The 25,752-nt window shown below is 66.0% G+C and carries 18 protein-coding genes; 9 read left to right on the plus strand and 9 right to left on the minus strand.

Annotation, left to right across the window (positions count from 1 at the left end):
• Positions 1-132: 132 nt before the first annotated feature.
• Positions 133-2,454, plus strand: coding sequence for a molybdopterin guanine dinucleotide-containing S/N-oxide reductase (locus tag GDN70_RS12070; protein WP_038973236.1), 2,322 nt, complete (start codon positions 133-135; stop codon positions 2,452-2,454).
• A gap of 24 nt (positions 2,455-2,478) precedes the next feature.
• Here GDN70_RS12070 and GDN70_RS12075 read toward each other — a convergent pair whose 3' ends face one another.
• Positions 2,479-3,465 (minus strand): helix-turn-helix domain-containing protein, encoded by a 987-nt coding sequence (locus GDN70_RS12075; protein ID WP_038949646.1) that lies wholly within the window; start codon positions 3,463-3,465, stop codon positions 2,479-2,481.
• Between the two features lie 355 nt (positions 3,466-3,820).
• Between GDN70_RS12075 and GDN70_RS12080 the strand changes: the two genes are divergently transcribed.
• Positions 3,821-6,703: a winged helix-turn-helix domain-containing protein gene (locus tag GDN70_RS12080; protein ID WP_152102561.1), complete on the plus strand. Its 2,883-nt coding sequence runs from the start codon at positions 3,821-3,823 to the stop codon at positions 6,701-6,703.
• Positions 6,704-6,755: 52 nt separating this feature from the next.
• Here GDN70_RS12080 and GDN70_RS12085 read toward each other — a convergent pair whose 3' ends face one another.
• The 3 genes from GDN70_RS12085 to GDN70_RS12095 form a co-directional block, all read right to left on the minus strand.
• On the minus strand, positions 6,756-7,712 hold the full coding sequence (locus GDN70_RS12085; protein WP_038949644.1) for an alpha/beta fold hydrolase: 957 nt from the start codon (positions 7,710-7,712) through the stop codon (positions 6,756-6,758).
• A gap of 190 nt (positions 7,713-7,902) precedes the next feature.
• Positions 7,903-8,610, minus strand: coding sequence for a hypothetical protein (locus GDN70_RS12090; protein ID WP_038949643.1), 708 nt, complete (start codon positions 8,608-8,610; stop codon positions 7,903-7,905).
• A gap of 118 nt (positions 8,611-8,728) precedes the next feature.
• Entirely contained in the window at positions 8,729-11,587 is a 2,859-nt protein-coding gene (locus GDN70_RS12095; RefSeq protein ID WP_028143740.1) for a winged helix-turn-helix domain-containing protein, read from the minus strand.
• A 327-nt stretch (positions 11,588-11,914) separates the two neighbouring features.
• On the opposite strand from GDN70_RS12095, the gene GDN70_RS12100 reads away from it, so the two are divergent.
• The 7 genes from GDN70_RS12100 (at position 11,915) to msrA (ending at position 17,413) form a co-directional block, all read left to right on the plus strand.
• Positions 11,915-12,586, plus strand: coding sequence for a sensor histidine kinase (locus GDN70_RS12100; protein WP_028143739.1), 672 nt, complete (start codon positions 11,915-11,917; stop codon positions 12,584-12,586).
• Between the two features lie 145 nt (positions 12,587-12,731).
• Positions 12,732-13,421, plus strand: a complete 690-nt coding sequence (locus GDN70_RS12105) for a VOC family protein (protein WP_028143738.1) — start codon at positions 12,732-12,734, stop codon at positions 13,419-13,421.
• 244 nt (positions 13,422-13,665) lie between these two features.
• Entirely contained in the window at positions 13,666-14,979 is a 1,314-nt protein-coding gene (locus GDN70_RS12110) for an epoxide hydrolase family protein (RefSeq protein WP_095427004.1), read from the plus strand.
• Positions 14,980-15,010: 31 nt separating this feature from the next.
• The gene (locus tag GDN70_RS12115) at positions 15,011-15,859 is read left to right on the plus strand and encodes an enoyl-CoA hydratase/isomerase family protein (protein ID WP_038949638.1); all 849 of its coding nucleotides are present in this window, start codon (positions 15,011-15,013) and stop codon (positions 15,857-15,859) included.
• Positions 15,860-15,968: 109 nt separating this feature from the next.
• Complete coding sequence (locus GDN70_RS12120) at positions 15,969-16,391, plus strand: OsmC family protein (protein WP_028143735.1); 423 nt, start codon at positions 15,969-15,971, stop codon at positions 16,389-16,391.
• A gap of 21 nt (positions 16,392-16,412) precedes the next feature.
• On the plus strand, positions 16,413-16,868 hold the full coding sequence (locus GDN70_RS12125) for a cupin domain-containing protein (RefSeq protein WP_028143734.1): 456 nt from the start codon (positions 16,413-16,415) through the stop codon (positions 16,866-16,868).
• A 29-nt stretch (positions 16,869-16,897) separates the two neighbouring features.
• Positions 16,898-17,413, plus strand: a complete 516-nt coding sequence (gene msrA / locus GDN70_RS12130) for a peptide-methionine (S)-S-oxide reductase MsrA (protein WP_038973227.1) — start codon at positions 16,898-16,900, stop codon at positions 17,411-17,413.
• A gap of 17 nt (positions 17,414-17,430) precedes the next feature.
• Here msrA and GDN70_RS12135 read toward each other — a convergent pair whose 3' ends face one another.
• The 5 genes from GDN70_RS12135 to GDN70_RS12155 all read right to left on the minus strand — a co-directional run bounded on the left by GDN70_RS12135 (position 17,431) and on the right by GDN70_RS12155 (position 25,740).
• Entirely contained in the window at positions 17,431-20,277 is a 2,847-nt protein-coding gene (locus GDN70_RS12135) for a winged helix-turn-helix domain-containing protein (protein WP_152102562.1), read from the minus strand.
• Positions 20,278-20,437: 160 nt separating this feature from the next.
• Entirely contained in the window at positions 20,438-21,592 is a 1,155-nt protein-coding gene (locus tag GDN70_RS12140) for an MFS transporter (protein WP_028143731.1), read from the minus strand.
• Between the two features lie 57 nt (positions 21,593-21,649).
• Entirely contained in the window at positions 21,650-22,981 is a 1,332-nt protein-coding gene (locus tag GDN70_RS12145; protein ID WP_050995732.1) for an ATP-binding protein, read from the minus strand.
• Entirely contained in the window at positions 22,978-23,688 is a 711-nt protein-coding gene (locus tag GDN70_RS12150) for a response regulator (RefSeq protein WP_152102563.1), read from the minus strand. Before GDN70_RS12150 ends, GDN70_RS12145 begins: the two co-directional genes overlap by 4 nt.
• A gap of 90 nt (positions 23,689-23,778) precedes the next feature.
• Entirely contained in the window at positions 23,779-25,740 is a 1,962-nt protein-coding gene (locus GDN70_RS12155; RefSeq protein ID WP_038973232.1) for a MacB family efflux pump subunit, read from the minus strand.
• Positions 25,741-25,752: the final 12 nt, after the last annotated feature.

Here is a 25,752-nt window from a genome sequence, read left to right on the forward strand (position 1 = left end):
CGCGGTTAACGCCAAGAGCCAGCACCGCGGGGCAGCCCAGCGTTCCCGTCAACGCTGATCTCGACGACGTCCGGATTGGATCGGTATAGTACCACCCCGATTGCAGGCCGACGCCGGAACAAGGATCAGATGATGGACGATACGATTGGCTTCCCCGATCCCGGTCTCGACCTGTCGGATGGCTTCAAGCCGCACACCTCGCATTGGGGCGTGTTTTCCGCGCGTCAGGGCGCGGCCGGGCTGGAGGTCAGGGCTTATGCGGGCGACCCCGATCCGAACGGCATCATCGACAATTTCCCCGGCGCGCTCCGCCATCAGGCGCGCATTTCCCAGCCGGCGATCCGCCGCGGCTGGCTCGAGCGCGGGCCGGGCCCCGACGATCGCCGCGGCCGCGACGAATTCGTCTCCGTGAGCTGGGAGAAGGCGCTTGACCTCCTCGGCGACGAGCTGTCGCGCATCCGCGATACGCGAGGGCCTGGCGCCGTGTTCGGCGGCTCCTATGGCTGGTCGAGCGCCGGCCGCTTTCATCACGCCCAGAGCCAGGTGCATCGCTTCCTCAACATCGCGATGGGCGGCTATGTGCGCTCGGTCAACACCTATTCCTCCGGCGCGTCCTCGGTGCTGCTGCCGCAGATTCTGGCGGGTTACGAGGACATCACCAAGCGCAATGTCACCTGGGAGCAGATCGCCGAGACCACCGACATCGTGCTGGCCTTCGGCGGCATGGCGCTGAAGAACTCAATGGTGGCCGGCGGCTCCATCAGCAAGCACGTCGAGCGCGGCGCGATGGCAGCGGCGAGCCGGCGCGGCTGCGACTTCATCCTGGTCAGCCCGCTGCGTGACGATCTGCCGGTGGAAGCCGGTGCCGAATGGATGAGCTGCGTGCCCGGCACCGATACCGCGCTGATGCTCGGCATCGTTCACACGCTGGTCAGCGAAGGTCTGCACGATCAGGCCTTCCTCGATCGTTACACCGAGGGTTGGCCGGTCTTCCTGCGCTACCTCACTGGCGAGAGCGACGGGCAGGCCAAGCATGCCGAATGGGCCGCCGCGATCTCAGGCGTCGAGGCGGATACGATCCGCAAGCTCGCGCGCCGGCTCGCCGGAAAGCGCGCGCTGATCACCGTCTCGCATTCGCTGCAGCGCGCCGAGCATGGCGAGCAGCCGGTGTGGATGGGCATGGTGCTGGCGGCGGCGCTCGGCCAGATCGGCCTTCCCGGCGGCGGATACGCCTATTCGCTCGGAGCGATCGGCTATTACGGCCGCCGCGTCAACGACGTGCCGGGGCCGACGCTGGGCCAGGGCCGCAACGGCGTCGCCGATTTCATTCCCGTGGCGCGCATCGCCGACATGCTGCTCAAGCCGGGCAGCACCTATCGCTACAATGGCGAGACGCGGACCTATCCGGACATCCGCATGGTCTACTGGGCCGGCGGCAATCCCTTCCATCACCACCAGGATATCAACCGCCTGCGCAAGGCTTTTGCGAAACTCGATACGTTCGTCGTGCATGAGCTTGCCTGGACCGCCACCGCCCGGCATGCCGACATCGTGCTGCCGTCGACGATGACGCTCGAGCGCGAGGACATCGGCTATTCCACCAACGATCCCTTGATGGTCGCCATGCACCAGATCGCCGAGCCGTTCGGCCTTGCGCGCGACGATTACGATATCTTCGCCGATCTCGCCGACCGTTTGGGGGCCCGCGAACCCTTCACCGAGGGCCGCACCTCGCGGCAATGGCTGGAGCATCTCTACGAGCCGACCCGCGCCTCGCTCGCCAAGCGCGGCCTGGAGGCCCCTCGCTTCGACGAGTTCTGGGCGCGCGGCAGCCTGGTCGTGCCGCAGCAGCCCGATGACGGCGGCCGGCTGCGCCGCTTCCATGAGGATCCCGTCAATCACGCGCTGCCGACGCCGAGCGGGCGCATCGAGATATTTTCGGCCAAGATCGCCGGGCACAACGATGCGGATTGTCCGGGACATCCGGTGTGGCTCGACAAGACCGACATGCCCAAGCCAGGGGCGCCGTGCTTCCTCGTCGCCAACCAGCCGGTGACGCGCCTGCACAGCCAGCTCGATTTCGGCGGGCACTCGCTTGCCGCCAAACATCGCGGCCGCGAGGTCGCGCGGATGAACCCGCGCGATGCGAACGCGCGTGGCATCAAGGACGGCGACATCATCCGCCTGTTCAACGATCGCGGTGCGTGCCTCGCCGCGGTCCACGTCACCGACGGCATCGCGCCCGGCGTGGTGCAGCTTCCGACCGGCGCCTGGTACGATCCGATGGACCCCAAAGACGAGGCGCCGCTCTGCGTTCACGGCAATCCGAACGTGCTCACCCGCGACATCGGGACCTCGTCGTTCGCGCAAGGCTGCACCGGGCAGCTGACGGTGGTCGAGGTGGAGAAGTTCACCGGCAATCTGCCGCCGATCCGCGCATTCGATCCGGTGTAGCCCTCACGTGCGCCCGACGCTGCACTACGCCGCGGCGCTGGCGATCCAGCCGATCTGCGGGGAAGGGCGGCGCCGCGGCGGCGCTTCGACCTCGAGCCGCTCACCCCTGCTGGCGAGGCGCCAGCGTGCCGGTGACTCGCCGCTGATGCGCTTGAACACGGTCGAGAAATGCGCCTGCGTGCTGAAGCCCACGGCAAGAGCGATCTCCGCCAATGGCCGCTCGGTGGTTGCAAGCAGCGTCTTCGCCTGCTCGGTCCTGTGATTGAGCAGATATTCGCGGGGGCGGTAACCCGTCGCTGCGCGGAATTGTGCCGCAAAGTGCATCCGGGACAGGCCGGCGACATTGGCGAGCTCGGACAGGCTGATGCCGCGGTGGAAATGATCGGCGATATATTGCTCGACACGCCGCAGCCGCCATTTCGGCAAGGCGTTGACCCTGACGCGCGGCAACTCCATCCGGGTGAGATGCATCGCCAGGGTCCGGCCGATGCACTGCGTGAAATGCCGGTCTTTGGCATCACTCTGCTCGATCAGCGCCTTGGCAAGTTCGGCCGCGAGCGGATCGCGGAGCAGCACGAGATCATTGAGCCCGTCAGTCGCAACGACATGGGCCGGAAGATGATCCGTGGAGATGTGGACGTGCAGGAAGGCGCATGGCGACTGGAATTGCACGCCGAGAGATTTCGACGGAGCGGTGACATAGAGCGTCCCCGCAGGCATGGTGCCGTCGAAAATGATCTGGCGGTCCCGTGTCAGCTTCGCGCGCGTGGTCTTCAGGGCGATGCCGATGAAATAGCGATCGTCCGGCGTCGTCGTCTCGTGCGACGAGCTGCTCCGCGTGTCCTCCCATCGCGAGATCGTGATGTCCTGGGTCGCGGCGTCCGGAGCGCGATCGATCTGACGCCATTGGCTCTCCCGGGCGATCACCTGCGTCGGGCGAAGAACCTCGTGATCCCGCGAGCCGGCTGGAAAATCGATCCAGGCATGGGCCGCGTGCAAATTGTTCGACATCGCTCGTCCTCTCCTGGCTTTGCCGCGGTTTGCAACGACCGGCAAACGCGCAAACCCAATGCTTTCCATACTCGGAGGATAGGCGTGAGCTGGCCAGGACGCCCGTTAGTGGTGATTAGGATCTGTTAGATTTTGTGCGCGTGCACCAGGTGCGACAGCCCGCCGCAGTCGTTTGATCAAGTCCAATTTGTCGGAGATTTGCCCGGCTGCCGCTGTTTGAGGGGACCTCAAGGAGGATCGCGTGGGGATCGACGTGCCGGTGTGAGATCCGCACAGGGCGTTCGCTGGACCTCGCATCGGTGCCGGGTATAGTCCCTGCGTGTTTCGAGGAAGCCGCCGTCAAGATGAGCAAGATGTGACCGACCTCACGGCAGGACATGGCCCCCGCAGCGGCGGCGCCGGACCGATCCCAGATCTCGATGCCGTCTCGTTCGGGCCGTTCTCGCTGCGCTCGCGGCTGCTGGAGAAGGACGGCGTGCCGGTCAAGCTCGGCAGCCGCGCGATGGATATTTTGCGCCTGCTCGTCAGCCGAGCCGGCGAGGTGGTGCCAAAGAACGAGATTCTCGGCTTCGCGTGGTCCGGACTCTCCGTCGAGGAGATCTCCTTGCGGGTTCATGTCGCGGAGCTGCGCAAGGTGCTCGGCGACGGCAAGGACGGTGTCCGCTACATCACCAACATCCCGAGCCGGGGTTATTGCTTCGTCGCGCCGGTGCAGCGTGGCCCACGCGCTGAGCCGCCTGCGCTCACGTCGCGGCCGGCCGAAAGGGTGACGCCGTCGCCGTCTCTGCCGCATCGCCTGGACCGGATGGTCGGGCGGGACGAAATCGTGGCCGAATTGGCGCCGCGCTTGCTCCGCGATCGCTTCGTCACGCTGCGCGGGCCAGGCGGCATCGGCAAGACCACCATTGCGGTCGCGCTCGCGCATGACCTGTATGATAGGTTCGAGGGCAACGTCCATTTCCTCGAATTCGGTCCGCTGAAGGATGCCGCATTGGTAGCGAGCACGGTTGCCGCCGCGCTGGGCCTCGTCGTGCATCACAACGATCCGAGCGGCAGCATCGTCAATTTCCTGCGCGGGCGGCGGCTGCTTCTCGTTCTCGATAGCTGTGAGCACGTCATCGACGCGGTCGCACGTCTCGCGGAAGACATCCACCGCGAGGCGCCCGGCGTCGCCATCCTCGCCACCAGCCGCGAGCTGCTGTCGGTGGCGGGCGAGCAGGTTTTCGAGCTTGCTCCGCTGCCCGGCCCGCCGCAAGGCACACGCCTCAGCGCCGGCGAGGTGCTGAATTATCCGGCGGCGCGCCTGTTCGTCGACCGCGCCAGTGCGGCGGGGCATCGCGACGACCTCACCGACGAGGATGCCGAAGTCCTGGTGCAGATCTGCGGCAAGCTCGATGGCATCGCGCTCGCGATCGAACTTGCCGCCGCGCGCGTCGGTCTCTACGGGCTGCGCGAGATGGCGGCGCTGCTCGACAGCCGTCTGCAGCTCGAATGGCGCGGGCGGCGAACGGCGCCGCCGCGGCAGCAGACGCTCGGTGCCACGCTCGACTGGAGTTTCGGCCTGATCGGCGAGAACGAGCGCATCGTGTTTCTGCGGCTCGCCGTCTTCGCAGGTCACTTCACCCTGAAGGGCGCCATAGCGGTGGCGGCCGAGGAGGCAACGCCGGAGGATCGCGTCATCGAGGCGCTGGAGCAGCTCGTGGCCAAGTCGCTGGTGTCCTCGCAGCCGGACGGCGCATCGCGGCGCTATCGCCTGCTGGATGCCACGCGTGCCTATGCCATGCAGAAGCTGGCGGATGGCGGTGAGGCCAACACTATCGCGCGCCGTCACGCCTGTTACGTTCAACGCACGCTCGAAGCCGGCCTGACGGCGCAGGGCGGCAGCGGCCAGGTGTCCCGCTCGCAGGAGCGCGCGGGTCTGCTCGCCGATTCCCGCGCGGCGCTGGCCTGGAGCTACGCCCATGATGACGGCGCCGATTTGCGCGTGCCGCTTGCCGGCAGTTGCACGGGGCTGTTCGTCGAGCTCAATTTGCTGAACGAGGCGCGCATCTGGTCCGATCGCGCACTCGCGATGCTCGACGACGCCGATCGTGGCGGCCGATGGGAGCTCGAGCTCCAGTCGACGCTCGGCCACGCCTTCATGTTCACCGAGCGCAACAGCGAGCAGGCGGAAGCGGCGCTCAGGCGCGGGCTGGAGATCGCGCAGGCGCTCGGCGACCATGCCAACACGTTCAGGCTGCTGTCGCGACTGAACATGTTCTACCGCCGGACCGGCGGCTACCGGCATCTGGTGCCGACAGCGCGTCACGCCGAGCGGATCGCGCGCCTGATCGGCGATACCGCGGGCATTGCGGGCAGCAAGGCGCTTCTCGGCGTGTCCTATCACCTCGCCGGCGACCAGGCCGAGGCGCAAGCTCATCTCGACGAGGGCATGCGCGACGACGCCGCGCTGCGGGGCACCCAACCGGGACATTTCGCCTATTCGCGTACGCCGCAAATTCCGCTCGCGCGCGTGTTGTGGCTGCGCGGCTATCCCGATCGCGCGCTCGAATGCGTCCTCCCGCTCGTCGGCGCATCAGCGCCGCGCGACGTGGTCATGCATTGTATCGCGCTGTGCTGGTCCGCCTCGGTGTTCGGTTGGGTCGGCGACTGGTCCGCCGTCGAGACCATGAGCGCTCGGCTGGCCACGCATGCGGGCATGCACGGGCTCGTCCCCTACGAAGCCGTTGCGACCGGCTTTCGGGCGCAGACCATGATTGCCCACGGCGAGGCCATTGGCGGCATCGACCTGTTGCGGAGCGCGCTTCCGCGTCTGCACGCGGATCGCTACGAGCTCTATATGTCGGCGTTCGCCGCGGATCTGTCTTCCGGACTGGTCTCGTTGGGGCGCTTGGCGGAAGGCGCTCAGGTCCTTCACGAAACCATCGACCGCGTCGAGCAGGAAGGCGGCGCCTTCGACATGCCGGAGCTGCTCCGTCTGCGCGGAGAGCTCGAGGCGCAGAGCGGAAAGCTCGACGCGGCCGAGGCCAGCCTTGTTGCGTCGGCAGAGCTCGCCGAGCAACAGGGCGCGCTGTCCTGGCGGCTGCGCACCGAGATGTCGCTGGCGCGGCTACGCGAGCGGCAGGGTGTACGAGATCCGCGCGAACAGCTCGCCAAGACGTACACGCGGTTCTCCGAAGGGTTCGAGACCGCCGATCTCAAGGCCGCACGGCTCATGCTGAATCCGCCTTCCCCCTGATCAAGCCGAACAGCGGCGGCGCCTCCGTAGCGATCCGCCCCGCGGGTTGCTGTCAGCCCTTGTGCCCGTCCAGTCGCGCAAGGAAGCCGCGAACGAGCGCAGCGATTTCGTCGGTGGCTTCATCCAGCGCGAAATGGCCCGCTTCCAGGATGTGAACCTGCGCATCCGGAACGTCGTCGCGATAGGCCGACGCGCCGGCGACCGCGAAGGACGGATCGTATTTGCCCCAGACCACCAGCGTTGGCGGCCGGGTCTTGCGCAACCATTCCTGCCATTCCGGATAGGAGGCGACGTTGGTCCGGTAATCCAGGAACAGCGTGGTCTGGATCTCGGCCTGTCCCGGACGGGTCAGGAAGGCGTATTCGTCGGTCCAGCTATCGGGGTCGTAGCGTTCGGGGTGCGGGCTGGAGCCGAGATGCCGCTGGCGCGTTGCCGCCAGCGAGGTGAAATTGGCCTTGAGCGCCTCGAGCTCGTGGGCCGGATCGGCCCAATATCTGCGACGCGCCTCCCAGAGCGGGCTCAAGCCCTGCTCGTGCGACACGGCATTCTGGATGATGATCCCGCGGACACGTTCGGGATGCGCCAGCGCCATGCGGAAGCCGACCGGGCCGCCATAGTCCTGCATGAACAGGACGTAGTTGCCAAGACCGAGCTTCACCGTAAGCTCGTTCATCACGCCGGCGATGTTGTCGAACGTATAGGTGAAATCGGACGGCGGCGGCGCGCTGCTGTTGCCGAAGCCGGGATAGTCCGGTGCGATCACGTGATATTTGTCGGCGAGCAGCGGCAGCAGGGGCTCCCACATCCGCGACGAGGACGGAAAGCCGTGCAGCAGCAGCACGGTCGGGGCGTCGGCTGGCCCAGCTTCGCGGTAGAATATCTTGAGGTCACGAACATCGACGCTGTGATAGCTGATCGAGCGCCGGCTCGAGCGCAATTCCTGCGCTGAGGCTTGCACGACGGCGCAGGCCATTGCGGCCGAGAGGGCGAGTGTGGCTGGAATGCTCATGTCATTGCTCTTGCACGTGGCGCGAGGGTTTGCGGAAAGTGCTGCGACGCATTCCACGCTTGTGGATGCGTCGCCCGGGTTTCGTTCGAGCACGTCGTGCGTTGCTCGCGAACCCAATCTGCGCTCGAGGCGGGCCGTTGGCTCGTTATGTAATGTTAGACGTTGAGAGCGGCGATATCAGGTGTCGCCGCTATTCGAAGACGGCGTCGAAGATCTCGACGTCCATCAGCACCGGCTTGGCAATCACGGTTCCATCGGGCCGCAATGTCTGCGCGCGCCGAAGTGTCGGCACCAGGATGCCGCCGAAGTTGTCATGAGCCCAGGAAGAATGTGCGACCTTCATCCCGAAGAGATCGTGATCTGTCCGCCGCTGCAGGGCGCTCTCGTCGAAATAGAATATCTGCTCGGGCGCGAGCGTCATCAGGTGAGCCGGGAATCGTGCCCGCAGCCGCCGCCAGGTTTCGGCATTCTCCTGCCAGGGCGACAGCTCCTCGATCACGACATCGGGGTGGGCAAGCAGGAATGGAATCGTCAGATAACTCCAGATCGCGACGCCGCAGAAGAAGACGAGATGCAGTTCATCGGCAAGCGCAGGTGGATCGACCTCGGAGAATGCAAGGCTCGGGTCACGCCAGGACCGCAGGACCTCACCATCCAGGCTCTCGATCGTGATCGCATCCGGTTGAAAGGAGCCGGAGTGCTCACCCCCGGTGATGCCGGTGAAGCGCACCGATTGCGTCCGGGTCGAGCCTTCAGCGGTCACATCCTTGAATTCCCGGGCATGGCCGGCACTGGAGAACAGCGTCCCGCCAACGGAAAGGTGGAGCGTGAACCGGCTCAAGCTGTTCCAGCGGGCCATTCCGCCGCTGGCATCGATTACATCGTCAAGAAGCGCCATGTCCCGCCACATCCACCGTGCAGTGTCTCCACCATGGCGGGGCGCATGCGGCTTGGCGTGTTAGAAGTTGTTAGGAGTTGCGAGCGGGCAGCATGGCAGTATCTCGTTGAAGATACTCTCAATTCAGGGTGCCCAGCAGCTCCCTGGCAGCGATCAGATCGCGGGTCTGGAGGCCCTCCTGGTAGCGCGCAACGAGGGGGTTGAGCAAAGCGCGGACGTCAGCGGCCTTGCCGGCCTGCTCCCAGATGCGGGCGAGGCTGATCGCCCCGCGAAGCTCCCAGCCGACCGCGGATTGACGCCGGGACAGATCGAGCGATCTGCGCAAGGTACTCTCGGCCTCCACAGCGTTGCCCGACCCGGCGAGGATGTCACCCTTGATCCTGAGCATCTCTGGCATGTCGAAGGATTCGCCATGATCGGGAATCTGGGCGATCGCCTCGTTGATCGTCTGCAAGGCCTCGTCGGGCTGGTTCTGGGAGGCGAGACCCTCCGCGAGCGCCGTCGCGAACACCGTTGTCATGATGCGGTGCCGTGTGGCGTACAACGTAGCCTGACTGCGGCGGAGGTGCTCGATACCCCCCGCGACGTCGCCCCGGCGCAGCAGCAGCTCGCCCTTCTGGCCGATGCCGACCGCGTGATAGGGGCCGAGGAAGTGCCGCGCGGAATGGTCGATCAGCCGCTCGATCAGGATTTCGGCACTGGCCCAGTCGCCGACCCAGAGGAACACATAGATCGTCCAGATCAGGGAGATGCCGAGGGTGAGCGGCTGCTCGAGCAACTCGGCCTCGCGAACGGTGTATCTGGCCACCTCGACCGCTCGCTCGGGCCGGCCCGTGAGCCAGAGCCCGCGCGCCAGCGCAACCAGCGCGACGATGCGGTCGTCATAGCCGAGATGCCCGATATTCAGCCGTTGCGAGCCGGGATTGTGCACCATCGCGCTTTCGCAGAACCGAACCGCCTTGTCCTGGTTGCCGATCAGATGATGCGCGACGCCGAGCATCCAATCCACGTTCAGCGTGGCGGCGGAATCATTCAGTTTGCGCGCAACGTCCTCGCCCTGTTCGCCGGTCCCGAGCGCACCGTGGAAATCTCCGACCCTGGTCAGGTAGATGTGCAATCCGCGCAGCAGCCAGAGCTGCCAGTGCAGGTCATTGAGCTGCCGGGCGAGCTCGAGACTGCGCGTGAAGGCCGACCGGACCGCTTCCGTATTGCCTCGCGTGAACATCACGGAGACGCCGAGCGCGGCCTGCAAGGTCATTTCCTGACGGCTGTCCACCGCGCTGGTGTCGAGGGACGCCAGCGCCTGCTGGGTCCATCGGTAGCATTCCGTCAGCAATGTCAGTTCGAGGAAGAACTGCGCCGCCGAGGCCGCCAGATCCACGCCGATCGTCCGGTCGCCGCCGTCCGAAAAGCTGAAGGTCAGCGCGGCCCGGACATTGGGCACATGGTCGGCATAGGGAAGGAAGCCGCCCGCGCTCTGCATGCCCGTGGATTTCAGCGCAATGTCGCGCAGGAAATCGCGGAAATATTCGGCGTGGGCGCGCGCGACGCGGTCCGCTTCGCCATTCTCGACGAGCTTGTCCGCCATGAAGGCCCGGGTGGTGTCGAGCAGGCGATAGCGCAACCGCCGCTCCGCCGGCGAGGTCGCGATCAGGGATTTGGAGAGCAGGTTCGAAATGGCTTCCACACCTTCGCCCTCGCTGATGCCCTGGCAGGATGCGACCGCAAGCGCGGCTTCCAGCGTGAACGGCCCGACGAATACCGACAAGCCGCGCAGGGTCGCGCTCTCGGCCGGCGGCAGCAAATCGTAGCTCCAGGCAAGCGCTGCGCTCAGGGTCTGGTGCCGCGGAATCGCGGTGCGCCGTCCCCGCCACAGCAGCGAGAAGCGGCTGTCCAGCAGCGATGCGGTCCCGGCAATGCCATAGGCGTTGACGCGTCCGGCCGCGAGCTCGATTGCCAGGGCAATGCCGTCCAGCCGCCGGCAGATCTCGGCAACGAGCGGCGCATCCTCCTCGGTGAGCTCGAATTCGCTCAGGCTCTCGGCAATGCGTTCCACGAAGAGCTGGCTTGCGGGATAGGCAAGGATGTCGGCGATGCCGAGGCCTTCGCGCTGCGGCGGGCAATCCAGCGGAAACAGCCGGTGGACGCGCTCACCTTCGGTGCGAAAGGATTCGCGGCTGGTGGCCAGAATATGCAGCTTCGGCGCCTCGCGGACCATGCGCTCGGCCAGAGGGGCGAGCTCATCGAGGATATGCTCGCAACTGTCGAACACCAGCAGCATGCGCCGGCTGCGCAGGACCGTCAGCAGGCTCGGCACGGGATCGTCGGCGTTGACGGTCAGGCCCAGTGCGGCCGCAATCGTGCCGGGAACCAGCCGGACATCCGTCAACGCGCCGAAATCGACGAAGCACACCTGGTCATCGAAGCCGGCAAGCTCGCGATGCGCGACGGCAAGTGCCACCGACGTCTTGCCGATCCCGCCCGGGCCGACGATTGTGACGAAGCGATGCTGGGCAAGCTCGGCCGAGATCTTCTCGACCGCATCGTCCCGCCCGATCATCTTCGCGAGCGGCGCGGGCAGCGAGCGGAGCGAAGCGTCGGGCGGGCTGGTCCGGCTCTCCGAAGGCGCAGCCCGGAGCAGCGGGGCCGCGAAGCAATAGCCGCGTCCGGGGACGTTGATCACGTAGCGGGAGCCTTCGCCGGCATCGTTCAAGGCCTTGTCGTTCAAGGCCTTGCGCAACGTCGTGATGTGGAAACGCAGGCTGCCTTCGTCGACATTCACGTCGGCCCAGATGCGCTTGATCAGCTCCCGCTTGTCAACGACCTCACCCGCACGCTCGGCGAGAAAAATGAGGATGTCGAGCGCACGGCCGCCGAGGTGAAGCGGGACGCCGTCCTTCTCGAGCAGCCGCGACTTCGCGAACAAGCGGAATGGTCCGAAGGCAATGACCGAATCTTGCTCGTTAGTGTCCGGCACGGGCCAATAATTCCAGTGAAAATGCTGAAGTGCAGTCTTGGTCTAACAGAACGAGACGTCCAGTAAACTGGCTGAAAGTGGCGAAATCGCGTGGCGATCATCGCAATCGGCCGATGCGCGAGGAGCGTCGCAAATCTAACTTAAACGCGAATGGTCTAGCGAGCGATCGGGACAATCCGGCAATGCGCTGGACCGCGATGGCGGATCTGGATCTCGGTCGTCGCGACGGTGATCATAACAGAATCTTGCAACGTCTAACGAGCAACGGGCGCAAACAGCATCCAGTATGGCCTTCGAGTTAGACGCAATTTTCAACGGGAGGCTATGATGTCCGCGATCGGCGCTCGGCCGAACGACCACGTCGTTCGATCTCAATTTGTACCTGGTCTCGATGATCAGTCGCGTGATTGGGAGCTCGTGCTGCGGGAATCCCACCATCGCATGAAGAACACGCTGACGCTGCTGGGTGCGTCAGTCCGTCGCGATTTCACGCGCGCGGGCAGGGGCGATATGTCGCTGGCGGTGGACCGGCTCGAGCGGCGCATCGTCGCCTTCGGCAGGCTCTATCAACTCTTGTCTGATCATGACGATCTGCCGGTCGTCTCCACAGCGGCCTTCTTCGAAAGCCTGTGCGAGGCGATCTCCGAGGCTGTGCTGGAACCGGCAGGTATCCGCTGCGAGGCTGCGATCGAAAGCGGCTCATTGCCGGCGGCGCAGCGTCATCGGCTCGCGCTGATGCTGACGGAGCTGGTCACGAATGCGGCAAAGCATGCTTTCCCGAGCAAGAATGGTGCGTTGATCCGCATCGGCCTGGCCCGGCGCGGCGGCGCCTGGCTCTGCACGGTGGCCGACAACGGCATCGGCGCGACCGGTCCGCTCCAGGGCACCGGTAGCCGGATTCTCGAAGGGCTCGCACGCAGCATCCATGCGCGGCTGCAGGGCGAGGCGGGGGAGGGCGGCACCCGGGTCACGATCGTGATGCCGATTGCTGCGGCGTGACCGCGGGGGAAGCTTCCCCCTGCCTCACAACGGCTAGCGGACCCTAACACTCCATAACGGGCAAAGGTCTGTCGTTTGCGCGACAGTCCTGACGTTCAGGGCGGGTGTCGATTCCGGGCCCGCGGCTTGAAACAAGGAGTTGGACATGGCTGTGATCGAGATCAATCGCGAAGCTGAAACCAAGCCCTCGACATCTCGCGGCGTCGATATGAAGCTCGAGGTCCTCGTGATCCCGGTGTCCGATGTCGACCGCGCCAAGGCGTTCTATGCGCGACTCGGCTGGCGACTGGATGCCGATTTCACGTCAGGCGACGACTGGCGCGTGATCCAGTTCACGCCGCCGGGCTCGGCCTGTTCGGTGATCTTCGGCAGGAACGTCACGGCGGCAGCGCCCGGCTCGGCGCGCGGCCTGTATCTGGTCGTCTCCGATCTCGAGGCGGCACGACAGGATCTGCTCGACCGCGGCGTCGAAGTCAGCGCGCCGTTCCACGGTGCCGGCGACGTTCATGCCGGGCCTGACGAGCCCTATCTGTTCGGCAGCGTTCGAGTCAGTGGTGCTGACCCGAAGCGCGGCAGCTATGCTTCATTCGCCGCGTTCAGCGATCCCGACGGCAATGGCTGGCTGTTCCAGGAAGTCACGACACGATTGCCCGGACGCATCGCAGGCGACGGTACGGCATTCGCCTCAGCGACCGATCTGGCCGCAGCGCTGCGTCGCGCGGCGCTGGCGCATGGCGAGCATGAGGCGCGGACCGGCGGGCACGACGAGAACTGGGCGGAATGGTACGCCGACTACATCGTCCGCGAGCAGGCCGGCCAGCCGTTGCCGACTTGAGCTGCCGCGAAAGGCATCTCCGACTTTAGCCGACACGGCGCGCGATGAAATGGTCATCGCGCGCCGTGTCGCATCGCGCGCATGTCATCGTCCTCTTGCGGTGCGCGGACTCGCAACGGCTAACGCAGGCTAACAATCCATAACGAGCAAATTTCCGGGGCCCGCGCCAATCTCTCTGCACACCAACCGACGCGTTGATTTCGAACTCGGTCAGCGTCACCGACCAAAGCAAGGGAGATCCAACATGACCGCGCAAGCACGAACCGAGAGCCTCAATCCCGATCGCCGTCAATTGCTGAGCCAGGCCGCGATGACCGCGGTTGCCGCCAGCGTATCGAGCCTGTTGCCGCTGCATCCGGCCAGGGCCGCCGCAGGCGGCGCCATCCGCCCCTTCCAGATCAACGTGCCCGAGCAGGATCTGCTCGACCTGCGCCGGCGCCTGGCTGCCACGCGCTGGCCGGATCGCGAGATCGTCAATGATCAGTCGCAGGGCGTGCAGCTGACGACGGTGCAACAGCTCGTGCGCTACTGGCAGAGCGACTACGACTGGCGCAAGCTGGAAGCGCGGTTGAACGCCTTGCCGCAATTCGTCACCGAAATCGACGGCGTCGACATTCACTTCATTCACGTCCGCTCGCGGCACGAGAATGCACTGCCGATGATCGTCACGCATGGCTGGCCCGGCTCGATCATCGAGCAGATGAAGATCGTCGGTCCGCTCACCGATCCGACCGCACACGGTGCCAAGGCCGCGGACGCGTTCGACCTTGTGATTCCCTCGCTCCCCGGCCACGGCTTCTCGGGCAAGCCGGCGGTTCTCGGCTGGGATCCCCAGCGCATCGCGCGGGCCTGGGTCGTGTTGATGAAGCGGCTCGGCTACAGCCGCTACGTCGCGCAAGGCGGCGATTGGGGTAATGCCGTGACGGAGCAGATGGCGCTGATCGCGCCGCCGGAATTGCTCGGCATCCACACCAACATGCCCGCGACCGTCCCCGACGACATCGCCAAGGCGCTTCAACCCGGCGGAACGCGCCCGGCGAACCTTTCGGCCGACGAGCGCCTTGCCTACGACCAGCTCGATGATTTCTACAAGCACGGTCTCGGCTACGCGATCGAGATGTCGAACCGGCCGCAGACGCTCAATGGCCTCGTGGATTCGCCCGCGGGCCTCGCGTCCTGGATGCTCGATCACGATGCGCGCAGCGCCGCGATGATCGCGCGCGTGTTCGACGGTCGGACGGAAGGGCTGTCGCGCGACGACGTGGTCGACAATATCACGCTCTATTGGCTCACCAACACCGCGGTCTCCTCGGCCCGCCTGTACTGGGAGAACAAGCTGGTGTTCTTCGCGCCCAAGCACGTGACGATTCCGGTCGCCGTCAGCGTCTTTCCGGACGAGATCTACGCCGCGCCGCGGAGCTGGGCCGAGAGGGCCTACCCCAAGCTGATCCACTACAACCGTCTCGACAAGGGCGGACACTTCGCGGCCTGGGAGCAGCCGGCGCTGTTCTCCGCGGAAGTGCGCACCGCGTTCCGCCCGCTGCGGCAATCGATCTGAGATGCGAACCCACACATCAGGAGTGCAAGACATGAACCGTCCCGAACCCACCTTCACGACCGAACAGATCCACCTCGAGCGCCGCCTGCCGTCCTACTGGCGTGTCACCTTCGACATGCCGCCGGTGAATATTTTCGGCCCGAAGCAGCTGCCGCTGCTGGGCGACATCGTCACCAGGATCGAGACCGATCCGGACGTGAAGGTCGTGGTGTTCGACAGTGCCGTCGAAGGCTTCTTCATCACCCATTACGACTTCCTCGCGCCGCTGGAGGATTCGCTTCGTATTCCGCCGGGGCCGACCGGCCTCGAGGCGCTGCCCGACATGCTGGTGCGCCTCAGCCGCGCGCCGGTCGTCTCCATCGCCTCGATCCGGGGCCGCGCGACCGGTGTCGGCAGCGAGCTCGCGCTCGCGAGCGACATGCGCTTTGCCAGCCGCGAGAAGGCGATCCTGTCGCAATGGGAGGTCGGGGCGGGCCTCGTGCCCGGTGGCGGGCCGATGGCGCGATTGCCGCGCCTGATGGGCCGCGGCCGTGCGCTCGAAGTGCTGCTCGGCGCCGACGACATCCATGGCGATCTCGCCGAACGCTACGGTTACGTCAACCGGTCGTTGCCGGACGCCGAGCTCGATGGTTTCGTCGAGGCACTCGCCATGCGCATCGCCTCATTCGACAAGGAGGCGATCGCCGAGACCAAGCGTCTTGTCGATGTCGCAAGCCTGCCGCCGGACGCCGAAATCAAGCCGGAGTGGGACGCGTTCCTGGCCTCGCTCGGCCGCCCCGCGAGCCAGACCAGGATCAAGGCGCTGATGGCGCGCGGCTTCCACCGCTCCGGGGACGTCGAGAACCGGCTCGGCTTCCACGTCGGACAGATCGGCAGCTAACGGAACCGTTGCGACGCGCGGCCGGTTGGAGCGGCGGCAGGCGGTCACGCCGATGCCGCCTTCCACCGGTACGGAGTAGCGGTGCTGAAATCAAACAAGGAGAATTGAGATGATCCGCAAGGCAACGGCAGTCTGGAAAGGCACCGGTCGCGATGGGACTGGTCATCTGACGAGCGAATCCGGCGTGCTCGCGCAGACACCCTATTCGTTCAAGACCCGCTTCGAGAACGAGAAGGGTACCAATCCCGAGGAGTTGATCGCGGCGGCCCATGCCGGCTGTTTTACGATGGCGCTGGCCTTTGGCCTTCAGATGGCCGGTTTCACGCCGGACGAGCTCTCGACCGAAGCCGCCGTCACGCTCGAGCCCGAAGGCAAGGGCTTCAAGATCAGCAAGTCCGCGCTGACCTTGCGTGCCAAGGTGCCGAACCTCGACGACGCAGGTTTTGCCAAGATCGCCGGCGAGGCCGAGAAGAACTGCCCGGTCTCGAAGGTGCTCAACGCCGCGATCACGCTCGACGCCAAGCTGGGCTGACTGAACGCAGGGAGTGTTGCCATGTCTCGCCAAAATCCGTCTCGCCAACATCAGCCGGATGAGGACAGGTTCCGGGCAATCCTGCCCGAGGATATCGCATGGCAGCCCTTCCCGGCATTTCCGCCGGGTGCGCGATTGGCCGTCATGGTCGGACATCCCGCCGAGCCCGGACCTTACGTGGTCCGGGTCAAGGTGCCCGGCGGCACGAGGTTGATGCCGCACAAGCATCCGGAGGACCGCATCTACACGGTCATGTCGGGCGTGTTCTACATCGGGCTCGGCGAGAGTTTTGACGGCGATAAAGTCAGCGCCTATCCGCCGGGGAGTGTTATCGTGCTGCCTGGCGAGACCTGGCATTTCCATTGGGCGAAGGCCGGCGAGTATGTCACGCAGGTGAGTGCGATCGGGCCGCTGGGCCTCGAATATCACGACGACAAGGATGACCCGCGCTTGCGTGCAGTTGCAGAGCAAAGGTAAGCATCTCGACGAAACCAAGGGAGCATCAAATGACGACGGAGCGCGCAGTTTTGGCCGGAGGCTGCTTCTGGGGCATGCAGGATCTGATCCGCAAGCAACCGGGCGTGATCTCGACACGCGTCGGCTACACCGGCGGTAAGGTGAAGAACGCGACCTACCGCAACCACGAAGGCCACGCCGAGGCGATCGAGATCATGTTCGATCCCGCCAAGACCAGCTACCGGACCATGCTCGAGTTCTTCTTCCAGATCCACGATCCCACCACGCTCGATCGCCAGGGCAATGATCGGGGCACCAGCTATCGCTCCGCGATCTTCTACGCGAGCGACGAGCAGAAGAAGATCGCCGAAGACACCATTGCCGACGTCGAGGCGTCCGGCCTGTGGCCCGGCAAGGTGGTGACCGAGGTCGCGCCCGCAGGCGAGTTCTGGCAGGCCGAGCCCGAGCATCAGGACTATCTCGAACGTTATCCCGACGGCTACACCTGCCACTTCATCCGGCCCGGCTGGAAGCTGCCGCGCCGCGCTGCTGCCGTCGGAGGCTAGATCAAGACGCCGTGCCGTCAGGCCCGCGATCGCGCGATCAGATCGCGGGCCATGCGCATGTCGGCGATATCGGAGCCTTCGGCAAACGTCCCGCAGACGTTGTCGAGAACCACCCGGGCTTCCGCGCCCCGGCCGGCTCCGATCATGGCCCGCGCGAGGCTGGTCGCGCAGCGGAGCTCCCAGAAGCGCGCGCCCTGCTGGGCGGCAATGTCGATGGCCTCGCGAAAGTGCACCTCGGCCTGCTCCGCATGCCGCGCGCTCCTGAGCATCAATTCTCCCTTGATGCGGAGCAGCTCCGGCAGATACCAGCGCTCCTGCCGGTCGTTGCAACGGGTCAGGACGTCTTCGATCACGTCGAGGCCACGGTCGACCTGGTCGGCTTCGAGGAAGCACGCGGCGAGCTCGCCGAGCAGCGGCAGAAAGCGCGGCAGGAAGCGCGCATCGCCGGCGCGGTTGAGCTCTTCCCGCAAAAGCGGCAGGCCGGTGGCGATGTCGCCGCGCCTGGCCACGACCGCGGCGTTGAAGGCGCGTGCCCATAGGCCCCACAGCCGGATCCCGTGGCGCTCGGTGTGTTCGAGCAGTTCGGTGCCGTGGCGCTCGGCGGCATCGAAATCGCCGGACCAGAACGCGATCGGGCAGGCGGCCTGTCCCAGCACGCTGCAGAAGGTCAGCGCATGGCCGTTGGCGCGGCCTTCCTCGATGTTCGTGGCGGCGAGCGCCTGGGCCTGATCGGCGAGCCCCTGAAGCCACAGGATGCGGGCCCGGAAATATTGCGTCGATATCCTGAGATCGAGCGGGAAGATTTTCGGCTTCGCCACCAGCACATGCAGCGAGGCGTTCACCCGGTCGATGCGTTGCCGCGCGTCGTTCTGATCACCCAGATAATGCAACGCGACGGCCATCAGGCGGTCGCCCAGCATGAGATCGGTGCTGTCAGGCGAATTCGCAGCCGCGTTCGCAAAGCGCTCGGCGAGCACGCGGGCCTTGCCGAACTGCCCGTTGTTGAACTGGTCGATGCACAGGCCCCAGAGCGCCCGCAGCCGGAAGTCCTTGTCGTCGAGGCTCTCGGCCAGCTCCAGCGTCGTCTCGAGGATCGGGCGCGCCTCGCGCGCGCGGCCCTCGCCATACATCAGCGACCAGCCGAGTGCCGACAGGAGCTGCATGCGGACGCGGTCGTTGTCGCCGTCGTCTCCGAGCGCCGCCAGTGCCGTTCTGCTGCGCTCGCGGCATTCGGCGAACAGCGACAGACGCACCCACAGGGTGACCGCGGCCGCCGTCAGCGCAACGCCGAGCCGGGTGTCGCCGTCGGGCGCGAAGGCCCAGTCCAGCGCCGCGCGCACATTGTCGAGCTCCCCACCATAGGTGCTGAGCCATTCGGGCAGCGGCGTCGACGCGTCGGCCCCCGCGCGCTCGAAGAAATCGCGAAAATGCTCCGCATGACGCCGCGCGAACTGCCTGGCTTCGCCGAGCTCGTTCAGTTTCCCGAGCGCGTAGGTGCGCGTGGTGTCGAGCAGGCGATAGCGCAGCGTCCGCGAGCCGGATGGCGAGATCAGCGATTTGGTGACCAGGCTGTCGATCGCCTCCAGCGTCTCCGAGGTGCTGAGGCCATCGCCGGACGCGACCGCGGCAGCCGCCTCCGGCGCGAAGGGTCCTGCGAACACCGACAATCGCCGCAAGGTGGCGCTTTCCGCCGGAGGCAGCAGGTCGTAGCTCCAGTCGAGGGCGGCGGCGAGCGTCTGGTGCCGCGGGACGGCCGTGCGCCGTCCCCGCCATTGCAGCGAGAAGCGGCTGTCGAGCAGGGAGGCGGTGCCGGCGATGCCATACGCATTGACACGGCCTGCCGCAAGCTCGATCGCCAGCGCAATGCCGTCGAGGCGCCGGCAGATGCTGGCGACAAGCGGCGCCTCTTCGGCGCTGAGCTGGAACGGCCCGGAGCTCTGCGCGATGCGCTCGACGAAGAGCTGGGCCGCGGGATAGGCGAGAACCTCGGCGACGTCGAGGCCGTCGCGCTCGGGCGGACAATCCAGCGGAAACAGCCGGAAGATCCGCTCGCCTTCGCTTCGGAACGACTCGCGGCTGGTGGCGAGAACACGAAGCTGCGGCGCTTCGCGAACGATGCGCTCGACGAGCGGCGCCAGATTATCCAGCACATGCTCGCAACTGTCGAAGATCAGCAGGGCCGGTCCCGACTTCAGAAACGTCAGCAGGGCCGGCGTCGGATCCTCCGCGCTGACGGTCAGTCCGAGGACGGCGGCGATGCTGGTTGGGACATGGCTCGCATCCCGCAGCGGACCGAAATCGACGAAGAAGACGCGGCCGTCGAAATCCGCCGAGCGGCGATGCCCGACCGTGACGGCGACGGCGGTCTTGCCGATGCCGCCGGGACCGACCAGGGTCATGAAGCGATAGAGCGTCAGGCCGTTCGAAATCTTCTCGATGACCTCCTCGCGTCCGACCATCTTCGCAAGCTGGGCGGGCAGGGAGCGGGGAGGAATGATTTCGGCGGCGGCTGGCGCGACCTGCGAGGGCGCTTGAGCGAACGGGGCGACAAAGCAATAGCCACGGCCAGGTACATTGAGGACATAACGGGCCGATTTTCCGGTATCGCCGAGCACCTTGCGGAGCGCTGCGACATGGAAGCGCAGACTGCCCTCGTCGACATTCACCTCGGCCCAGATGCGCTTGACCAGCTCTCTCTTGTCGACGACTTCTCCGGGGCGCTCGGCAAGCAGGATGAGAATATCGAGCGCGCGGCCGCCGACGTGAAGCGGCTCCCCTTCCTTTTCCAGGAGCCGGGACTTGGGAAACAGCCGAAATGGCCCGAATGAAATGGCCGAGTCTTGGTTGTTATTGTGAGCTGGCACGTGCCATTGCCCCCCGCAACGGGAGTCAAAAGGTATTTTGTTGTGGTCTAGCAGAACGAGGCGTCCAGTAAACTGGCCGAAAGCAGCATGGCTGGCAGACCTGCGCAGATGACTTCAGTCGGCTTTGGCCCCGCCTGAATCATGCTGGAAATGGAAGGGGTTAGGTCGCCGTGGTCTTACCCTTGTCCTTTGTGACGATGTGTGCCGACAGCGTGACCAGACCCATCAGCGCAGCCAGCAGCCAGAACGCCATGGGCAATCCGCCAAAACGTGCGACGAAGCCGACGCCGGCGGGGCCGATGAGGATTCCTGCGTAGCCCGCGGTCGTGATCGCCGCGACCGCAAGCCCCGTGGGCATCACCGTCTGCCGCGCCGCCCGACGGAACAGCACCGGCACGAGATTCGACGCGCCGAGCCCGATCAGCAGGAATCCGCCGATGGCGACCGCTGCAATGGGCGCCGTGAGCAGGACCACGAAACCGGCGATCGCGATGAGGCTGCCCCAAAGCAATGTCGTGCGGTCGCCGATCCGCGCGACGACGGCGTCGCCGCCGAGCCGGCCCGCAGTCATCGCGATCGAGAACACGATATAGCCGGCGCCGCCTTGCGCTTCGGTGACGAGACCTGCACCGATAACGAGCAGGGCGCCCCAATCGAGCATCGCACCTTCGACCAGGAAGGTGATGGCGCCGAGCAGCGCGAGCAGCAGCACCGATCCGTGCGGCAGCACGAACAGCGGGCCCTCCTGCACCTGCACGGAACGAAGCAGGCGCGGCGAGGTCAGGGCCATCGCGAGCAGCATCAGGGCGGAGCAGACCAGCGTGCAGGCGAGCGTTCCGAATTGCAGCGAGAGCAGCGCCGTCATCAGCGCGGATCCGGCAAAACCCCCGATGCTGAACAGGGCGTGGAAGCCGGACATCAGCGGGCGGTGCGCGGCGCGCTCCACCTCCACGGCGTGGATGTTCATGGCGACGTCGATCGAGCCGAGCGCGGCGCCGAATGCGAAAAGCGCCAGCGCCAGCGTTGCGGGCGAAGCCGCAATGGCGAGCAGGGGCAGGACCAGCGCCAGGCCGAACCCGCTGGCAATGATGATCGGCCTGCTGCCGTAGCGCGCGCTCACGATTCCGGTCACCAGCATCGCGATGACCGAGCCGATGCCGAGGCTGAGCAGCAGCAGTCCGAGCACGCCGTCATCGACGCCGAGCCGCGTCTTCGCGAACGGCACCAGCGGCGCCCAGCACGAGATGCCGAAACCCGCGACGAGGAAGGCAAGCCGGGTCGCAAGGCGCGTCGCAGGCCGGTCGGCGGAAGACATGGGAACTCCGGAGAAGCAGAGGCAGGGCGATCGACAAGCCCGAGAAATGCCGCGGCTTTATGTCCGAGGCGCTCCCAAATCGTCGCGGGCAGCCCGCGCGAGCTGCAAGCGGACGCGCAGGCCCTGTGGCGCGTTGTCGAGCAGCTGAAGCGTTCCGCCATGCGCGGTCACGATCGCCTGCGCGATCGACAGACCGAGACCAAATCCTGATGTCTCGTCCATGGTGCGGGCTTCCTCTCCGCGCACAAAGGGCTCCAGCATCGGGGCCTTGCTTTCGTCGGGAATGCCCGGCCCGTCGTCGCAGACGTCGATGACGAGCCGGTCCTCGGCGGTCACCAGCGCGACGTCGATTTGGGTTCCGAATCGCGTTGCGTTCTCGACGAGGTTGGTGACCGCGCGGATGATTTCGTCGGGCCGCAGGACGAAGGCGGCCCTGTCGGGGCCGGAATAGGTCACGGCAAATCCGGAATCCGAAAACTGCTCGCAAACCATCTGAAGCAGTGCCGCGACGTCCACCAGCGTCGGCTTGACCGGGCTTTCGCTGCGCAGGAGCGACAGCACCGATTCGAGCATCGACTGCATCTGGTCGAGGTCGCGCACGGTCTGCGTGCGTTGTGCCGGATCCTCGATATATTCCGAACGGAGCCGCAGACGCGTGATCGGGGTGCGAAGATCATGGCTGATGGCCGCGAGCATGCGGGTTCTGTCGTTCATCAGCGTGGTGATGCGATCGCGCATCCGGTTCAGCGCCCTTGCCGCGGACCTGATCTCCTCCGGTCCGTTTTCCGGCAGCGGCGCGGAGGACCGGCTCAGGCTGAAATCCTCCGCCGCGCGCGCGAAGGCCGACAGCGGCGAGGAGAGCGCGCGGCCGGCCCAGACACCGAGCAGCGTCAGGCTTGCCACGAGGAACAGCAGCGTCGAGGTCCAGAGGCCGCTGACGAAGGCCGGCATCTTGGGCGATCCGATCGTGGCTTCGAGCACGTCGTCGCCCGGAAGGTAGAACCAGACGCGCTCGTCGTCCGCACCGCTGCCGCGAACGAGCTCGGCCCTGACACCAAGCGCAGAGGGGATGGTCAGTGAGGTCCGCATCGATTGCGGCGTGGCGGCGGCGGATACGCTGTCCCGCAATTGGAGCTTGAGCGGCGGAAAGGTCCGGCTGACGCTGTCGAGGACGATCGCGCGCTCGGCCTTCGGCGTGTTGGCGATGATCCGCACGATCAGCTCGATCTGCTCCAGCGGCGTGTCCGCCAGCAGCTTCGGCTGGTTGAGGAGAAAATAGCCGGCGATCAGGACATGGATCAGGACCAGCGATCCCAGGATCAAGGCGGCGATCTGGCCGCTGATCCGCCTGAAGCTGAAGAGCGCGACGAGGTCGGCGGTGCGGCTCATGCTTCCTCCACCCTCGGGGTGAAGACGTACCCGCCGATGCGGACGGTCTTGATCACGGATGCGCCTTCCGCCCGGTCGAGCTTGCGGCGCAGCCGGCTGACCAGCACGTCGATGCTGCGGCCGAGGCTTGCTCCGGCACGACCGCGCGTCATGCTCAGGAGGTTGTCGCGGGTGAGGATGCGGCCGGCCCGCTCGCAGAAGGCCTGCAGCAGATCGAACTCGGCACTGGTCAGGGGCACCTGCGCGCCTTCGGGATCGCGCAATTCGCGCAGGCGAAGATCGATGGTCCAGCCCTGGAACTTGAGACGCGCCGCGGTAGGGCCCGTGAGGCTGCTCGATCGCCGCCGCAGCACGGCGTTGATCCTGGCGAGGAGCTCGCGCGGGTTGAACGGCTTTGGCAGATAGTCGTCGGCGCCCATCTCGAGGCCGAGGATCCGGTCGAGATCCTCGCCCTTCGCGGTGAGGATGATGATCGGCGTCGTGGACTCCATCCGCCGGCGGCGGCAGAGGCTGAGGCCGTCCTCGCCCGGCAGCATCAGGTCGAGCACGATCAGGTCGACCCGCTCGCGGGAGAGATGGCGGTCCATCTCCCTGCCGTTCGCGACCGCGTCGACCGAGAAGTTGTGATCACGCAGATAACGCGAGATGAGGTCGCGGGTCTGCTTGTCGTCCTCGACGATCAGGATGTTCTGGGGGCCGTTGGTCATGATTGAAATCGCATCGGGGTTGCCGATCGTTGGTCGATTTGCGGACGAATGTCTCGCCCGAAGAACTACGGTCATCGTGCAATCCTAAGGTCAGTCGCGGCTCAGTGCCACCACGGGGTCGAGGAAGGCGGCGCGGCGGGCGGGGAAGAAGCCGAAGGCAACCCCGATCCCGGTCGAGGTCAGGAACGCCGCGCCGATCGAGAACGTCGAATAGCTGACCTCGAATCCGGGCACCGCGACGTTGATGGCGACGCCGAGTAGCATGGCGACGAGAATGCCGGCGATGCCGCCGATCGACGAGATCAGGGTCGCTTCCACCAGGAATTGCTGGAGGATATCGCTGCGCCTGGCGCCGACCGCCATGCGCACGCCGATCTCACTGATCCGCTCCGATACGGACACCAGCATGATGTTCATGACACCGATGCCGCCGACGACCAGCGAGATCACCGCGATCGCCGCCACCAGGAACGCCAGCGTCTGTGTCGTGCTGGTGATGGTGCGGCGGATATCGTCGGTGTTGAGGATGACGAAATCCCGGGTGTTGTGCCGCTGCGTCAAGAGCGTGGTCACCGCGTCCTGCGCCAGCGCGGTCGAAACGTCGTCGCTGATCCGCAGCAGGATGCTGCGCAGCGCGCGATCGCCCGTGAACTGGGCCTGCACGGTGGTGTAGGGCAGGTAGACCGACAGGTTCTGGTTCGAGCCGAACCCGCCCTGCTGCTGGGCGATGACGCCGACGATGCGACAGGGCACCTTGCCGAGCCAGATCACGCGGCCGATCCCGGAGGTCTGGTCGTCGGCGAAGAAGGTCTTGCGGGTATTGTCGTCGATGACGGCCTGCCGCTCGATGTTGCGGATCGCGTCGGTATCGAACAGGCGTCCTTTCGCGAGCTTGGCGCCCTTGACCTGGAAATAGCTCTCGCCGACGCCGTTCACCAGCACGTTGGACTCGTTGCCGCGATATCGCACCGTCGTGCTGGTCGACACCGTCGGCGTGACCCCGGCAATGAAATCCTGCCGGCCGAGCGCGCGGGCGTCGCCCAGTACCAGCGTCTTGATCTTGCCGGCGCGGGCGTCGCCAAAGTCCTTGCCCGGAAATACCTCGATCGTGTTGGTGCCGAGGCTCGAAATGTCGGACAGCACCTTGCGCTGGGACGCGTTGCCGAGCGCGACCACCGACGACACCGCGGCGATGCCGATGATGATGCCGAGCATGGTCAGGAAGGCGCGCAGCCGGTGCGCGGCCATCGCAACCAGCGCCATCCGCGAGGCCTCCCGCAGGCGCCGCAAGGCGCCGGACCAGCCGGTGCCGCTGCTCCATGACGTCCGCGACACCGGAACCGCCGGCTCCGACGCGCTTGTCGTCTCCGCGCGGCGATCGGAGGCGATCCTGCCGTCGCGCAGCTCGATGATGCGTTCGGCCCGCGCGGCGACATCGGCATCGTGGGTGACGATGATGATCGTCCGCCCCTCGCGGTGCAGCTCTTTCAGGATCTTCAGGACCTCCTCGCCGCTGCGCCGGTCGAGCGCGCCGGTGGGCTCGTCCGCCAGGATGACCTCGGCGCCGTTGATCAGCGCGCGTGCGATCGAGACACGCTGCTGCTGGCCGCCCGATAGCTGGTTCGGGCGATGGCCGCGCCGGTCGTTGACGCCGAGCCTTGCGAGAAGCTGCTCTGCGCGCGTGCGGCGCTCGCGGGCCTTCATCCCGGCATAGATCGCGGGGATCTCGACATTCTCGCCGGCCGAGAGGTCGCCGAGCAGATGATAGCGCTGGAAGATGAAGCCGAAATGCTCGCGGCGCAGCGCCGCCAGCGCATCGGCATCGAGCTCGGAGACGTTCTTGCCGGCGACGCGATAGGTGCCGGAGGTCGGGCGGTCGAGACAGCCGAGGATGTTGAGCAGCGTCGATTTGCCCGATCCGGACGAGCCGATGATCGCCACCATCTCGCCGGGCCGGATGCTCAGCGAGAAATCGTCGAGCGCGACCACGCTGGTGTCGCCGGCCATGAACTCCCGCCGAACCTTCTCGATCGCGATGATCGGATCGGCCAAATGAGGGATCAT

This window comes from Bradyrhizobium sp. TM102 (assembly GCF_009176685.1).
GTDB lineage: Bacteria > Pseudomonadota > Alphaproteobacteria > Rhizobiales > Xanthobacteraceae > Bradyrhizobium > Bradyrhizobium ottawaense.